General features: G+C 65.3%; 9 protein-coding genes and 1 pseudogene. 2 read left to right on the top strand and 8 right to left on the bottom strand.

The features are described 5' to 3' along the window. Positions 1 to 30: 30 nt before the first annotated feature. The 3 genes from G3N97_RS19175 to G3N97_RS19165 form a co-directional block, all read right to left on the bottom strand. A complete protein-coding gene (locus tag G3N97_RS19175; RefSeq protein ID WP_205994639.1) occupies positions 31 to 1560 on the bottom strand; it encodes a class I adenylate-forming enzyme family protein in 1530 nt (509 codons plus the stop codon). A gap of 149 nt (positions 1561 to 1709) precedes the next feature. Further along, positions 1710 to 3071 carry an MFS transporter gene (locus G3N97_RS19170; protein ID WP_205994638.1) on the bottom strand — a complete coding sequence of 454 codons (1362 nt, stop codon included), beginning with the start codon at positions 3069 to 3071 and terminating at the stop codon, positions 1710 to 1712. 91 nt (positions 3072 to 3162) lie between these two features. After that, complete coding sequence (locus G3N97_RS19165) at positions 3163 to 5433, bottom strand: cytochrome P450/oxidoreductase (protein WP_241030681.1); 2271 nt, start codon at positions 5431 to 5433, stop codon at positions 3163 to 3165. 246 nt (positions 5434 to 5679) lie between these two features. Here G3N97_RS19165 and G3N97_RS19160 point away from each other — a divergent pair, with 246 nt between their 5' ends. Continuing rightward, complete coding sequence (locus G3N97_RS19160) at positions 5680 to 6618, top strand: IclR family transcriptional regulator (RefSeq protein WP_241030679.1); 939 nt, start codon at positions 5680 to 5682, stop codon at positions 6616 to 6618. Between the two features lie 79 nt (positions 6619 to 6697). Here the strand turns inward: G3N97_RS19160 and G3N97_RS19155 are convergent, their stop codons facing one another. Both G3N97_RS19155 and G3N97_RS19150 read right to left on the bottom strand, forming a co-directional pair. Further along, the gene (locus G3N97_RS19155) at positions 6698 to 8041 is read right to left on the bottom strand and encodes a cytochrome c peroxidase (protein ID WP_205994636.1); all 1344 of its coding nucleotides are present in this window, start codon (positions 8039 to 8041) and stop codon (positions 6698 to 6700) included. A gap of 4 nt (positions 8042 to 8045) precedes the next feature. Continuing rightward, positions 8046 to 9341 (bottom strand): alkaline phosphatase family protein, encoded by a 1296-nt coding sequence (locus G3N97_RS19150; RefSeq protein WP_205994635.1) that lies wholly within the window; start codon positions 9339 to 9341, stop codon positions 8046 to 8048. A gap of 353 nt (positions 9342 to 9694) precedes the next feature. Here G3N97_RS19150 and G3N97_RS19145 point away from each other — a divergent pair, with 353 nt between their 5' ends. After that, positions 9695 to 11137, top strand: a complete 1443-nt coding sequence (locus G3N97_RS19145) for an NYN domain-containing protein (RefSeq protein WP_205994634.1) — start codon at positions 9695 to 9697, stop codon at positions 11135 to 11137. A gap of 267 nt (positions 11138 to 11404) precedes the next feature. On the opposite strand, the pseudogene G3N97_RS19140 reads toward G3N97_RS19145, so the two are convergent. The 3 genes and pseudogenes from G3N97_RS19140 to G3N97_RS19130 form a co-directional block, all read right to left on the bottom strand. Continuing rightward, a pseudogene (locus tag G3N97_RS19140) lies at positions 11405 to 11635 on the bottom strand (hypothetical protein); the annotation flags it as partial. Positions 11636 to 11728: 93 nt separating this feature from the next. After that, positions 11729 to 12562 (bottom strand): hypothetical protein, encoded by an 834-nt coding sequence (locus G3N97_RS19135; protein WP_205994633.1) that lies wholly within the window; start codon positions 12560 to 12562, stop codon positions 11729 to 11731. Next, a partial coding sequence (locus G3N97_RS19130) for a cation:proton antiporter (protein WP_205994632.1) occupies positions 12559 to 14267 on the bottom strand: 1709 nt, incomplete at its 5' end. The genes G3N97_RS19130 and G3N97_RS19135, both read right to left, overlap by 4 nt.

Below are 14267 nucleotides of genomic sequence, written 5' to 3'. Positions count from 1 at the left end.
TTGAATGAATTAAACAGAACAGGCGCGCGTTCAGCGACGCCGCGCGGCGAGTTCGCGCAAGGGCTGCTTCTGCAGCTTGCCGCTCGCCGTGGTGGGAATCATGTCGATGGGCACGATCTGCGCGGGCCGCTTGTACGGCGAAAGCCGCTCGCCGATATAGCGTTGCAGCGCGTCGATATCGAGCGTCGCGCCCTCTTTCGGCTCGACGAAGGCCACGACTTCCTCGTTGCCCTCGGCGTCGGTGCGGCCCACGACCGCGCACAAACGCACCGCGTCATAGGTGTTGATCACCGATTCGACTTCGATCGGATACACGTTGAAGCCCGAGCGGATGATGAGATCCTTCGATCGCCCGACGATGAAGAGCGCGCCGTCGGCTTCGAGTCGGCCGAGGTCGCCGGTCTTGAGCCAGCCGTCGGCGTCGATCGCTTCTTCGGTCAAGCGCGGCTCGCGATAATAGCCGCGCATCACGCCCGGTCCGCGCACCCACAGTTCGCCCGCTTCGCCGCGCGCGACATCGTGACCGTCGGGACCGACAACCCGAAGTTCCGCGCCCTCGACGATCTGCCCCGACGACACGTCCTTGCGCGGCCGGTCCATGCGCGTGATGAACAGCGAGCCCGCATATTCCGTCATGCCGTAGCCGTGATGCAGCGGCATGCCGAACAGCGTTTCGACCTGCTGTTTCAGCGTGGGATCGAGCGGACCGCCGCCCGTGTAGAGATAGCGCAGACGCGGTGCGTCGACCGCGCCGCCGTGTTCGCGCACGTAGGCGACGATACGCGTGAACATCGTCGGTACGCCTTGCAGGATGGAGATTTCGGCGGCCGTGAGCGCGCGCACGACTTCTTCCGCCGAAAAGCGCGCGGCCAGATGCAGGCTCGCGCCCGCTTCGAAGGTGGCGAGCAGCAGCGTGGCGAGACCGAAGATATGCGACATCGGCATGACCGCATAAGCGCAGTCGGCGGGACTCATCTCGCGCGAAGTCGCGGACACGCGCGCGAAATGCAGCAGCCCGCGATGCGTGGCCATCACGCCCTTGGGCTGGCCCGTCGTGCCCGAGGTGTAGATCAGCAGCGCGACTTCATGCGCAAGCGCCTCGGGCTCGCGCGTGGCGGCGGGATCGGGGTCGGCCATCATGAGCGGGCCGAGGCCTTCGGGCGCGATTTCCTTCGCGCGATAACGCACGCCATGACGCAGCGCGTCGGGCGACGCCGCGTGCGTGAACAACACGAGACGCGGGCCGCAGTGCGCGCGGATGGTTTCGATTTCGCGCTCGGACAGCCGCGCGTTGACGATGGCCGGCCACGCGCCGATTTCCGAAAGCGCGAACAGCAGCGCGATCACGGCGGAACAGTTTTCGGCAACCACCATCACGCGGTCGCCGGTGCCCACGCCCTGCTCGCGCAGGAAGCGCTGCGCCGCCTCCACGTTGTGCCAAAGCTGGCCGAAGCCGGTTTCCCGGCCCTCTTCGCGTATCGCCGTGGCATCGGGCGTCGTTTGCGCCCAGTGCCGCGCGATGTCGCTGATCTTGCGCGCCGCTCGCCTCTCCACCGTCACCTCCTCTCTATGCCTTGTTTTCTGCGCGCGGCGTCATCTCGCACCGCGTCGCGACAGGCACCAGTTTGGTGGAGCAGCGCACGACCAACAATTCGTTTTCGAAGAAGCCGGCATTCGTCAGGCCGGAAGTCGGCATTCGCCCGGAGTGGCTACGGAGAAACCCGTATTTCAGCGCGCGTTTGCGCGGCGTTCGCGCGATGGATCGCCATGATGCCGAGGAGCGACACGCAGGCCGGCACGGCCGCCGCCACGAACAGCGCCGACGACGACCAGTTCAGATGCAGCAGCGCGCCGCCCAGCATCGGGCCGACCACGGAACCGATACGCCCCACGCCGAGGCTCCAGCCGATGCCGGTCGAGCGCAGCGAAGTCGGATAGTAGGTCGCGGCGAGCGCGTTGAGCGCGGGCTGGCCGCCGATGATCGAAAAACCCGTGAGGAAAATCGCCACGAACATCGCCACCACCGAGACCATCACTGCCGGATTGCCGATGGCCGCCGTCGACACGATGGCGATCAGGAACGTGCTGGCCAGCACGCGCGTAAAACCCGCCACGTCGATGATGCGCCCGAGCAGCAGCGTGCCGATCACGCCGCCGCCCCACAGCGCGGTGCCCGCGAGCACGGCGGTCTGGGTCGAATAACCGGCGTCGCGAATCACGGTCGGCAGCCAGTTCGAGAGGAAATACATATCGAGCAGATTCGCGAAATTCACGATCCACAGCAGCACCGTCACGCGTGCGCGGCCTTCCTTGAACAGCTCGACGAACGGCAGGCCGCGCGAGCGCGTTTCGGCGCTCGTGAGCACGACGTCGTCGGGCAATGGGAGCGTGGGCGCGATGCGCGCAAGTTGCCGGCGCGCGCGAGCCGCGCCGTGCGCGCTGCCCCGCTGGCGAAACAGCAGGAACTGGATCGATTCCGGTAACGCGAGCCACATCAGCACGCCCATCGCGAGCGGAATGGCGCCGCCGACGAAGAACACCGCGCGCCAGCCGAACGCCGGAATCAGCGCGGCGGTGATGAGGCCGCCCACCACGCCGCCGAGCGTGAAACCGCAAGACACGATCATCATCAGCGTGACGCGAATGCGGCGCGGGCTGTATTCGCCCGCGAGCGCCATCGCGTTCGGCATGATGCAGCCGAGCCCCAGACCGGCGAGAAAACGCCAGACGATCAGTTGCTCGATCGTCTGCGCAAAACCGGTGGCGATCATGCACGCCGAGAAAAACAGCGTCGCGCCGATCAGCACGGGACGGCGGCCGATCTTGTCGGCGAGCGCGCTGAACGTGAGCGAACCGATGAGCATGCCGAACAGCCCCGCGCCGAACACCGGCGCGAGCGTCTCCTTGGCGATGCCCCATTCGCGGATCACGACCGGCGCGACGTAGCCCATCGCCTGGACGTCGAAGCCGTCCATTACGAGGCACAGCGCGCACAGCGCCACCACCAGCAATTGATACGGGCCGAACCGGCTCGCGTCGACGACGCCCGTCACCTCCACGGTCTTGCTCATGCTTGTGTCTCCAAACGATATCTTTTTAGTCTTGATTGGGTCTTGATCGTGTCTTGATGCGGTCTCGCTCGCGCGACAGTCTGCCGCGACGCTAGAGTTCGAGCACGATGCGCTGTCCCTTCGAACGCGAACAACAAGCCATCATGCGCGTCTGCGTGTCGCGTTCGGCGCGCGTGAGCACGACGTCGCGATGATCGATCTCGCCCGCCAGCACGCGCACTTCACACGATCCACACAGGCCTTCTTCGCAGTCGCTCTGCACATCGATATTCGCGCGGCGCAACGCGTCCAGCACGGTCTGATCGGCGGCGACCGGCAGCACGAGTCCCGAATCCTTGAGCTCGACTTCGAAGGCGTGCTCGTTAGCCGGATCGAGCTTGCCCACGCTCGCCGCGAAATGTTCGACGCGCAAGGCGTCTTCGGGCCACGCCGCGCTCGCGGCTTCGAGCGCTTCCAGCATGCGCGCCGGACCACACGCATAGACGCGCGTCTGCGCATCCACACGCAGCGCGCCGAAATCGTTGCGCGTGCCCTCTTCCGACACATGCACGCACAGCCGCTCGCCATGCAACTGCGTGAGTTCGTCGATCAGCGCCATATTTGCGCGCGACCGGCCGCTGTAATGAAGCTCATAGTCGATGCCGAGTTCGCGCGCGCGGCGCGCCATCGCGCTGACCGGCGTGATGCCGATGCCGCCCGCGATGAAAATCGCGCGGCGTCCTTCTTCATCGAGACGGAAATGATTGCGCGGGCCGCGAATCTTCAGACGCATGCCTTCGCGCAACGTGTCGTGCACCCACGCGGAACCGCCGCGGCTGTCGGTTTCGCGCAGCACCGCGATTTCGAACGCGTGCGTGTCGGCCGGATCGCCGCACAACGAGTACTGGCGCGAGACACCGCTCTCGCCGCATTCGACGTCGATGTGCGCACCCGCCGCCCAGCGCGGCAGCACGCCGCCATCGGGCGCGACGAGACGCAGACGCACGATGTCCTGCGCTACGCGCTCCACGCGCTCGACCACCACCGGGCGACTCAGCGCATGTGCCGACGGCTCACCGATACGCACCGGCACCTCGGCGTCCAGCAACGCGCGGTTCGCGCGCTCGGGATTCAGCGTCGGGTCCCACTCGACCCAGACATGTTCCGGACCCCGAAACGACGTGTTCGGCACGTAAGAGAATTGCTGCTCGGCGAGCCGCATATGCGGCAGGCGACGCGTGAACTCTTCGAGGAAAATCTGCATCTCCATGCGCGCGAGATTCTTGCCCATGCACTGATGCGAGCCATAACCGAAGGTCACGTGATCGCTGGCATTGTCGCGGCGAATATCGAACAGATCGGCGTCGGCGAAATGACGTTCGTCGTGATTCGCCGACGACGTCACAATCAACAACTTCGCGCCCGCCGCAATCTCGATGCCGCCGATCCGCACGTCCTTCGTGACGAGCCGACGCCACGCGGCGACCGAACCGTTGTGACGCAGACACTCCTCCACCGCGTTCGGAATCAGGCTCGCGTCCTCGCAGATCTCACGCCACGCGCGCGGATGCTGCAACAGCAGCTTCATCGCATTGGCCGTGGCGTTCGCGGTGGTTTCGTGCGCGGCCACGATGCCCGCCATCATCATCGAATGCAGATACGAGTCGGTGACGACGTCCGGCTGTTCCTGCTGCTTGCGAATGCCGTATTGCATCCAGCCGGGACCGTCGGGCTGCTGGCGCATCTTGTCGAGCACCTTGCCCGCGAACTGCCAGAAGTTGCCCACCGCGTGCGCAACAGCGACCTGCTCCTCGGGGCGCGGACGTCCCCACGTATTGACCGTATGCGCGATCGAATACTGGCGCAGCAGATCCATGTCCTCTTCGGGCACGCCGAGAAAATGCAGCGCCACCGTGAGCGGCACTTCCCAGAGCATCTGATCGACGAGATCGGCGCGGCCCGAGTCGATGAAACGATCGACATACTCGCGCGTGAGACGGCGCACCATCGGCTCGTGATGCTTCAGATGCTCGGGCGTGAACGGCTCCATCAGCGCGCGGCGGCGCGGCATGTGCGCGGGTTCGTCCTCGTTCACGAGCGTGCGGTTCATCGCGTAGCCGTACGATGCCAGCACCGCATTCGCTTCCGGCCCCGTGGGCGTGATCTTTTCGAGCGCGATGGACGGCGAGAACGTGAGGTTGTCGCGGAAGATCGCCTTGATATCGTCGTAACGCGTGACGACCCAATAGCCGAGTTGCGGGCTGAAGAACACCGGCTCCTGCTCGCGCGCCCAGCGCACATATTCGGGCGGGTCCTGCTGATAGCCGTCGCTGAAAGGGTCGAATGCAGCGGCGTTCGCGCTGACCGCGTGCATCGCGTCCATCGCGTGGATCGGGCAGCGCGCGGCGTCCTGCGTATTCGGGGCCGACTGCGCCGCGTGGGGAAACGGGCAACGCCCGGACGTTTGTGAAGGTGTCTCGCTCATCGTTCTGCCTCCTGCTGGATGCGTCGACATTACGTCGATTTCGTTTTGCGTAACTCTAGTACGCATTGCGTAATTGCGAGATAGGGGTTAACCTCGGCCCACGCCGTCATCCGCGCGGGGCGGCCCTGACACTAGAATCGCCGTATGAAAAAAACCGCAACGTCCACGCCCGCTGCTTCCGTCACGAACGTCAAGCCTGCCGCGACCACCGCCGCGCGACGCAAATCGTCACGCGGCGCGCCCGCCTCATCCGCCCCTGAAAACGCCGACGCGCCCGTCACGCCAGTGACGCGTGAACGCCGCCAGCGCGTGCAATCCGCGCAGACCGGCATGGCCGTGCTCAAGGGTCTCGCGCGCCTCGGCGGCCGCGCGAGTCTGTCCGGCCTCGCCGCTTTCGTGAGCGAAAGTCCCGCGAAGGTGCATCGTTATCTGGTGAGTCTGATCGAAGAAGGACTCGTGGCGCAGGACAGCGCCACACAGCAATATCAGCTCGGCCCCGAGGCGATGATGATCGGCGTGGCCGCGATGCGTCAGGCCGATCCCGTGCGCATCGCCGAGCCCGCGCTCGTGCGGCTGCGCGAATCGCTCGAAGTGACGTCGTTCGTCGCGGTGATGGGCAACAAGGGGCCGACGATCATCCGCTTCGAGGAGCCGGGGCTGCCCGTCACGGTGAACGTGCGCGTGGGCTCGGTGATGTCGCTGCTGTGGTCGTCGACGGGACGCGTATTTCTGGGCCTGCTCGACGATACGCGCGTGCTCGCGCAGGCGCAGGAAGAACTCGCGCACGCCGACGCCGATCTGCTCGGCCAGCTCGCGCATTTCGACGCGCGCGATCCGATCGGCGCGCTGCGCAGCGCCGTGCAGCGCGCGCGCTGCGCGAGCGTGAAGGATACGAATCTCAAGGGGATCAGCGCGGTGTCGGCGCCGCTGTTCGATCACACCGGCAAGCTCTGCGCGGTGCTCACCGCGCTCGGCGCGACGGGCGGTTTCGACGCCACGCCCGATGGTCCGATCGGGCGCGCGCTGCGCGACGAAGCGGCCGCCGCGAGCGCGTTGCTCGGGTATAGTGCGCCGGCCGTTTAAAACCGCTTCTTTTTATTCAATCGCGGCGCGCTTGTTTAAATACGCGCGCCGCGCATTTCATTGCCGCTTTATAGACGCTTTATTGACGCTTGAGCGGCGCGCTCGTCGTGCTGACCTTCACGAATCTCGCGCCCGCCGTCGGCGGATTGGTCGGCAGATAGCCATCGTCGAGCGTTTTGAGGAACGCAATCACATCGTCGATATCGCGCGCGTTCCACGCGGGCTTGCCGCCCTGCTTGCGCGTCAACGGCTCATCGACGGTATCGACATTCACGCGCTCCGCTGCGGGCAGATCGTCGAACTTCACGACATGGCCGTGGCGATCTTTCAGATACCACTTCTCCGGATTCGTATCGCGTTCGACGTAAAAGCGCAGTGCGTCGCGCAGCGTATGAAAACGCCCGTTATGGAAAAACACCTCGCGCGTGGCGACGTTGCGCAGCGTGGGCGTTTTAAACAGACCGCAGTAATTCTTGTTGCTCGATACGTCAGTGCGCACCGGACCGCACAATCCTTTGTCGTAATACTTCGGATCGCGGTTCGCGCGCAGTTCCGGATTACGCGGCACGCCAAGCGCTTCGAACTGGTAATCGGTAAAGAGCGGATGCGCGCCGTTCGCGCCCACCTGATCGATATGACACGACGCGCAATTGCCGCCGTTCGGATCGTCGAACAGCTTCTTGCCGCGCATTTCGCTCGCGGTGAATTCGGCTTTGCGGTCGAGCACCGCGTCGAACTTGCTGGTGTACGAATGGAAACCCGGCTCTTCGAGTTCGAAGCGCTCGACCGCCTGCATCGCCTGATGCACGGCCGCATCCTTCGAGACGAAAATCGTCTCGCCGAACAGTTGTTTGAACCGCGCGGCGTACGGCGCGCGCTCCAGCTTCGCGGCCACTTCCGCGCTATCGCGATTGGCCATCTCGTTCGGATTGAACAGCGGGAACAGCGCCTGATCGTGCAGCGTGTTGTAGCGGCCGTCCCACGCGAAGCCGCCGGCGGGCGGGCTGTCGGCATCGGTCAGACGCTCGAAGACGCTCGCGGCCTGCACGTGCGTCCACACCGGCGTGCGGTTGAGCACGTAGCCGAGCGTGGGCACCGCGCGCGTGCCCTGCGAATGCAGATCGGCGCCGCCGAGTTGCGCGGCGAGGCCGTTGGGCGGACCGTAAGCATGCGCGGGACTGTGGCAGCTCGCGCACGACATGCGGCCCGACGCGGACAGCGACGGATCGTTGAAGATGAGCTTGCCGAGCGAAGCGACATCGCTGAGCGCGGGCTGGGACTGCGCGGGCGAACCGGGTGACGAAGACTGCGCGTGCGCCGCACCGATACCCGATGCGGCCAAAGCCGCCAGCGCGGTTGCGCCGGCGGCCAGCGCAGTCGTGACGGCGCGACGCGCCGCCTGACGTGCGTGGAAAACGGTCATCGGCTTAGAGGCTCGTGAAGATGTCCTTGCCGAAACCGACCAGCCCCGACTGCCCCGCATAACCGAGGTGGGTCAGACCGAAGATGTCCTCGATGCTCTTGAGCATCGAGTAATGGTTGTACTGCACCGTCGACACCGTACCCGGCTTGATGAACTTCGAGAGCATGACCGCGCCCGTGCGGTCGCCGCCGTAGCTCGTCTTCGTGAGCACGAGATTGATGTTGCCGGTCACGCCCGACGGCACGGTCATGCCGAGCTTCGTCAGGTACGCGGCGGGCACCGTGCCCATCGTCGCCGACTGCGGGAAGGTGCCGAGATTCGGGCCTTCCTGCTGGCTGCAGCAGGTGTCGCCCGCGAAGGTGAAGTCCACCTCGCTCGAACTCGGCATGCTCACCGACGCATAGCTGCTTTCGTCGAAATTGATGATCAGCAGACCGTCCTGCTGATACGCCGGCGACGCCATGATGATGGGCACCCACTTCTGCAGGAACGCATCGGCGGACACGAGACCGCCCGTCGCGCCGTTCGCGCACGGCGAATCGTGGCCGTCGTCGCAGGTGCTCGGCGTGATCAGGTTGAAGTTCGCCGTGGTCGCGACCGTCTTGAGGTCGGTCGTCAGGTTGTCCAGATTCACCACGTTCTTCTCGCAGTCCGGCGAGTCGATGATCGAGTGGAAATACATGAACGGGTTGTGGCGCGTCGCGTACGAGTCGCCCAGCGGCGTGGTGGCGTTCGGCGCTTCCTGGGTGTTCGTCAGGTCGGTGGTGTTCAGCGTCGGGTGGCCGCAGGTCGCCGCCTCGCGCGCCGGATCGTTGCCCATGTCGCCTTCGTAGCCCTTCCACGTGAGGTTCGCGGCCGTGAGCTGGTCGGCGATGGTCTTCACGCTTGCGGGATACACGCAGCCCGTGCCGATTGCCTGACCGTCCGAGGTCATGCCCGTGAGGCTGAAATCCTCGTAGGTCGTGCAGTCGTTATCGGTCTGCAGCGTCGGCGCCTGACCGCTGATCATCGAAATATAGTTGTCGAGGCTGACGTGGCCCGTGCCGTAATACTGCTGCACGAGCGCGCCCTGCGCGGTCAGCGTATTCGCCAGATACGGCGCCTTGGTGGTCGAGCTGAACGTCGTCGTGTAGTTCTCGTTTTCGAGCGTGATCACGAACACGTGACGAATCTGCTGGGTCGTGCCCGCGACGGTGGAATTCACCGACGAACCACACGCGCTCACGAAAAGCGCAACGAATAGCGCGGCGAATACGGTCGCGCAAAACGCGCCGAATTTGCCTTTGAAGCAAACAGCCATGGGAGTCCTCTGTTGTGTCGAGTCGTTATCGATTTTTTTGGTACCCATCCGACGCAAGGTGAATGGGCCGCGCAAGCTTAGGTAGCGTGTGTGACTAAACTGTGAAAAAAACGGCCTTTTTGGCACGTTCGTGCAAAAACCACAGAAAAGCAGCTTGCTTGCGCGCGCAACGGACTCCGTCGCGCGCGCGGCGTTTCACATATGAACTGCGAGGGGTTTCGTCGAGTGCGGATTCTCACGCGATCGATATCTAAATCGTCTTGATCGCGGGTGGCCGGTTGCCGGTTTTCAGCCCGCCTGGCCGCGAGGGGCTATCATGTGCGTTCGTACCGTAGATGGAACAAACGAATCACATGGCCTCCCCTCAGGAAAACGTCAGCATGGCGGTGTTCTGCGACTTCGAGAACGTCGCGCTCGGCGTGCGCGACGCGAAGATCGACCGCTTCGATATCAAGCCGGTGCTCGAGCGCCTGCTGCTCAAGGGCAGCATCGTCGTGAAGAAGGCCTATTGCGACTGGGAACGCTACAAGGGCTTCAAGGCCTCGATGCACGAGGCGAGTTTCGAGCTGATCGAAATCCCGCACGTGCGCCAGTCGGGCAAGAATTCCGCCGATATCCGCCTCGTCGTGGACGCGCTCGATCTCTGCTATACGAAATCGCACGTCGACACCTTCGTGATCGTGAGCGGCGACTCCGACTTCTCGCCGCTCGTCTCGAAGTTGCGCGAGAACGCGAAGAAAGTGATTGGCGTGGGCGTGCGGCACTCCACGTCCGACCTGCTGGTCGCCAATTGCGACGAATTCATTTTCTACGACGATCTGGTGCGCGAACTCGTGCGCGAGCAGCAGTCGCGCGGCAAGGGCCGCGACGGCGGCGCGAACGCGAAGCGCCAGGGCGGCGACGAGCGTCAGGCAAAGCCGGAGACCGCCGAGGATCGCAGCGAGGAGCGCAAGGCCAAGGCCATCGCACTCACCGTGGAAACGCTCGATGCGCTCGGTTACGAGCGCGGCGACAGCGGCAAGATCTGGGCCTCGGTGCTCAAGAGCGCGATCAAGCGCCGCCGTCCCGACTTCAACGAGGCGCGCTACGGTTTCCGCGCGTTCGGCAATCTGCTGGAGGAAGCGCAGGCGCGCGGCCTGCTCGAAGTGGGCCGCGACGAGAAGTCCGGCACTTACGTGACGCGCACGAGCCCGCCGACGGTGGCGGGCACGCCTGCCGCGCCTACGAGCGCCACGACGGCCGCTGCCGAGGAAACGCCCGCACCGCGCAACGACGAATCGCGCTCACGCCGCAAGGGTCGCCGCAATGGCCGCAACGCGCAGGCTCAGAGCGACGAGGCGCGCGAGTCGAATCACGCGAATGAATCGAACGACGCCACGGTGACGTTCGAGGCGAGCGAGCGCGAAGACGTGCAGGTGTTCGACGCCGACACGCAGCACGGCGATCTGTTCGCCGACACGCGCCCGCATGACACGGCGATGCCGCTGTTCGAAGTGCCGCCTTTCGACGTCGATACGGCTGACGCGCCGCAAGCTCAGGCCGAAGCCGAGCCCGAAGCGCCCCGTCGCGCCCGCAAGACCGCTTCGCGCAAGAGCACGGCGCGCAAGAAGGCCGCGAAGCCTGCTGTTGAGGCCGTGGAAGCCGCGGAGGCCGTGCACGAAGTTACGCCGGAAGCGGCGGCCGAGCCGGCCGAATCGGCGTCTGCGGACGCCGACGCGTCCAAGAAGAAGAAAGCGCCGAAGAAGACGCCGGCGCGCCCGCGCCGTCCGCGCAAGACGGCCACGCCGGAAAGCTAGGCGGCGTCAGTCACCGAACGGGTTCGCCGGGCGCTTGCGCGGCGGCTCGTTCGCATCGTCATCGGAATCCGGCGGCGCGCCGAACGGATCGCCGCCCGACTTCGCGGGCGTGGCATCGCCAAACGGATTCGCTTTCGTGGAACGCGCCGTGTCGCCGAACGGATTGACGCGTGCATTCGTTGCACCCGCGCCGCCGAACGGATCGGCCTCTGCGCGGCGCGGCGTTTCCTCTGCTTCAGTGGCATCCGCTGCTTCGTCGCCTTCCGCGAGGTTGTACTCCTTCTGCACCTGCGCGAGCACGCCCGCGATGCTCGCCTCGAAGCCCGCCGCATTGCCGAAGTGCTTCATCGTCCAGTTGCAGCCCGTGCGATCAGCGGCCTGGATCTGCGGACGCGGCACGACAATCTTCACGCCGTCCTCCACCACTTCCTGCAAGCGCTGAAGGCGGCGCTTCACCTCGTCCTGCAATCGCGATGCGTTGAGTGTCTTGCGCAGCATCGGTGTGCTCCTGTTCCTGTTTGCCGATTTCCCGTTCACATCGATCCGATGCGAAGCGCGAGTCTAGCTCAATGCCCGATGTCGTTGCACCCGTCATTGAGCACGCGGCAGCAGCACGCCGGGATCGCGCGGCACGTTCATATGTCTGAGCGCGTCGCGCATGGCGTCGCTGGCGATGATGATCTGCCCCGTGAACGGCGTATCGAGATCGACGATCACATACACCGACGACGATATCGACACCGCGCCCAGCACGATCATGACGGCGGCCAGCGAGTTATGCGGCGCGACCAGCCCGAAGCTCAGAAAGATCAGCATGAGCCAGAGCGTGAGCATGGCGAAGAACGGCCGCGAGATCGTGCCGTGCGCTTCCTCGATCAGTCGCCAGCGCGTGTCGCGCACGCGTCCGAACAGATCGACGAGGCGCGTCGCGAGCGCCGCCTGATAGCGGTCACGCGGATCGAACAGCGCGATCTGATGACCGACCGTGTTGAGCATCGCGCCGAGTTGCGTGCTCTCCAGCTCACCGTCGCGCGCGCCCGGCACGCGCGGATAATAATCGCCCGGCGGCGCGCTTTCCTGCGGCCACGTCGACGCGATCGCCGCCGCGGTGTAGACACGCAGCGCGTTGCGCGCGGCGTCCGCGCCGTCGCCATAATCGCGCAGACGCGAATCGAGCTGGATCAGGTCCGCCGCGTAGGCGCGCATGTCGTCGGTGGCGGTGTCGAAACTCGTTTTCGCCGATGCGGTGAGCAGACTCAGCACCAGCGCCGCAAACGTCACGAGCATGCCGACGACGAGTTGCACGAGCTGCACGGTCTCGTGCTTGCGATGCTCCTCCGGAAGCAAAGGCTTGAGCAAGACGCCGAGCCCGGTGCCGCCCAGCAGCAGCACGAAGACGAGCGCCGCAGAACCGAGTTCGGTCATGGCGCGGCTCGCTGTTCGGGGGCGCTTTCTTTTGCGCTTTCTTTTGCGCTTTGATTCGCGCTCGCGTTCGCACCTTCATCGTGCGTCGCCTGCTCGGCCGACTCGCTGCGTGCCGCGGCCGCATCGCGCGACGCATCGGCTTCGTCGATCGAAACCGGCGCGCCATCCTCGTGCGCGAGCGCCGTATCCGAAGGCAGCAGCACACCCGGATGCGCACGCGGCACCGCGAGCTTCCACGCCACGTCCAGCTCGCGGCGAATCGAGTCGTAGATCTCCTTCGAGATCGAACGGTCCTCGTACATCGCCACCACGCGCGCGCGTCCTTCGCGCAGCGCGTACAGCAACATCATGCGGCGCTCCAGCACGTCCGCGCCATGTCCGAAGCGCGCGCGCACTTCATCGAGCCCACGCTCCACCGCTTCGATACGCCCTTTCAGTATGGTGCCCAGCAGCTTCGCGAGCCGCGCGCCGAGCAGCGGCGTCAGGCTCGTTTCCGAGAACGCGTACAACTCGTGCAGCACGACGCGCCGGCACATCAAGAGTTCGAAACGATCGGCGAGCGCATCCGAATACGGCTGCGTGATATGCACCCAGCGCGCGATAAAACGCGCGAAACGCAGGCCCGGCGTATCTTCGAGAATCCGCGCCGCCGCACGCTGATAACCGATGCGGCCCGAGACGCGCGACTCCTCGATCATGGCGTCGGTGTTCTGCATCATCGCATCGAGATTGCGAACGGTGATGATGCCGCTGCCATAACGCGGAATCAGATCGCGCTCTTTCGACGCCAGCGTGACGAGCCCGATCGCCAGACGCTCGCGCTCGGACAGCGCCACTTCGATATCGAACGCCGTCGTGCAGAGATCGATGCTGCGGCGGAACGTGCTGCACGCTTCGGCGGCGATCGCATCGGAAATGCGAAACGTGCGGGCCGCCGCGTGCACTTCTTCGGAAACGCGGATCGACGAAAGCTGCACCGCCTGCTGCTGCAACGCGGCCTCCTGCGGCGACAGCAGATCGAGTTTGAGCCGCTTGATCAGCAGTTTCAGCGACGAGCCGTTGACGATCAGGCTCACCAGCACGAAGCCGGTCGCGAGAATCGCCACGAAGCGGCGCGTGCTTTCCGGCAGCGCCTCGTTCTGCGCGAGGCCGAGTGCGAGCACCAGCGTCACCGCGCCGCGCAAGCCGCCCCATGCGATCACGAGTTTGTACGCGGCGCTCACGGGCTCGGTGAGTTTCAGCTTGCTCAACAGCGGCAGCATGCCGAACGCCACCACGAGGCGCGCGAGCAACGCGGCGATCACGACCACCACGAGCGCGAGCAGATCGCCCCAGTGCGCCGCGCTCAAAGTGGCGGGAATCTGCATGGCCGCGAGCAAAAAGATCGCCGCGCCCGCCATCGCCGCAACCTGTTCCCAGATCAGTTGCAGATGCTCCCAGTTACGCGGCGACAGACGCGTGCGCCCGAGCCCGCTGATGACGAGGCCGGCCGCCACCACCGCCACCACGCCCGACACGTGCAGCACCTGATCGGCGAGCAGATAGAGCGGATACGGCAGCGCGAAGCTCAGCGAGATTTCAGCCTTGCCCTCGCCGCCGAGATTCGGCAGCAGATACGCCACGGCGCGTCCGGCCAGCGCGCCCACCGCGAGGCCGCCGACCAGTTGGATCGCGAGCGTGCGCAGCGCGGCGCCCGCCGTGGCCG

Origin of the sequence: Paraburkholderia sp. Ac-20347 (genome assembly GCF_017104805.1) — a bacterium.
Taxonomy (GTDB): domain Bacteria; phylum Pseudomonadota; class Gammaproteobacteria; order Burkholderiales; family Burkholderiaceae; genus Paraburkholderia; species Paraburkholderia tropica.
Note: the sequence above shows the minus strand (reverse complement) of the source record. Positions and strands in the feature narration are given on the sequence as shown.

Bases quoted from the DNA above. Each gene is read 5' to 3' on its own strand.
- G3N97_RS19150 (WP_205994635.1), bottom strand. From the start codon at position 9,341: ATGGCTGTTTGCTTCAAAGGCAAATTCGGCGCGTTTTGCGCGACCGTA.
- G3N97_RS19165 (WP_241030681.1), bottom strand. From the start codon at position 5,433: ATGGACGCGATGCACGCGGTCAGCGCGAACGCCGCTGCATTCGACCCT.
- G3N97_RS19145 (WP_205994634.1), top strand. From the start codon at position 9,695: ATGGCCTCCCCTCAGGAAAACGTCAGCATGGCGGTGTTCTGCGACTTC.
- G3N97_RS19170 (WP_205994638.1), bottom strand. From the start codon at position 3,071: ATGAGCAAGACCGTGGAGGTGACGGGCGTCGTCGACGCGAGCCGGTTC.
- G3N97_RS19160 (WP_241030679.1), top strand. From the start codon at position 5,680: ATGAAAAAAACCGCAACGTCCACGCCCGCTGCTTCCGTCACGAACGTC.
- G3N97_RS19135 (WP_205994633.1), bottom strand. From the start codon at position 12,562: ATGACCGAACTCGGTTCTGCGGCGCTCGTCTTCGTGCTGCTGCTGGGC.
- G3N97_RS19155 (WP_205994636.1), bottom strand. From the start codon at position 8,041: ATGACCGTTTTCCACGCACGTCAGGCGGCGCGTCGCGCCGTCACGACT.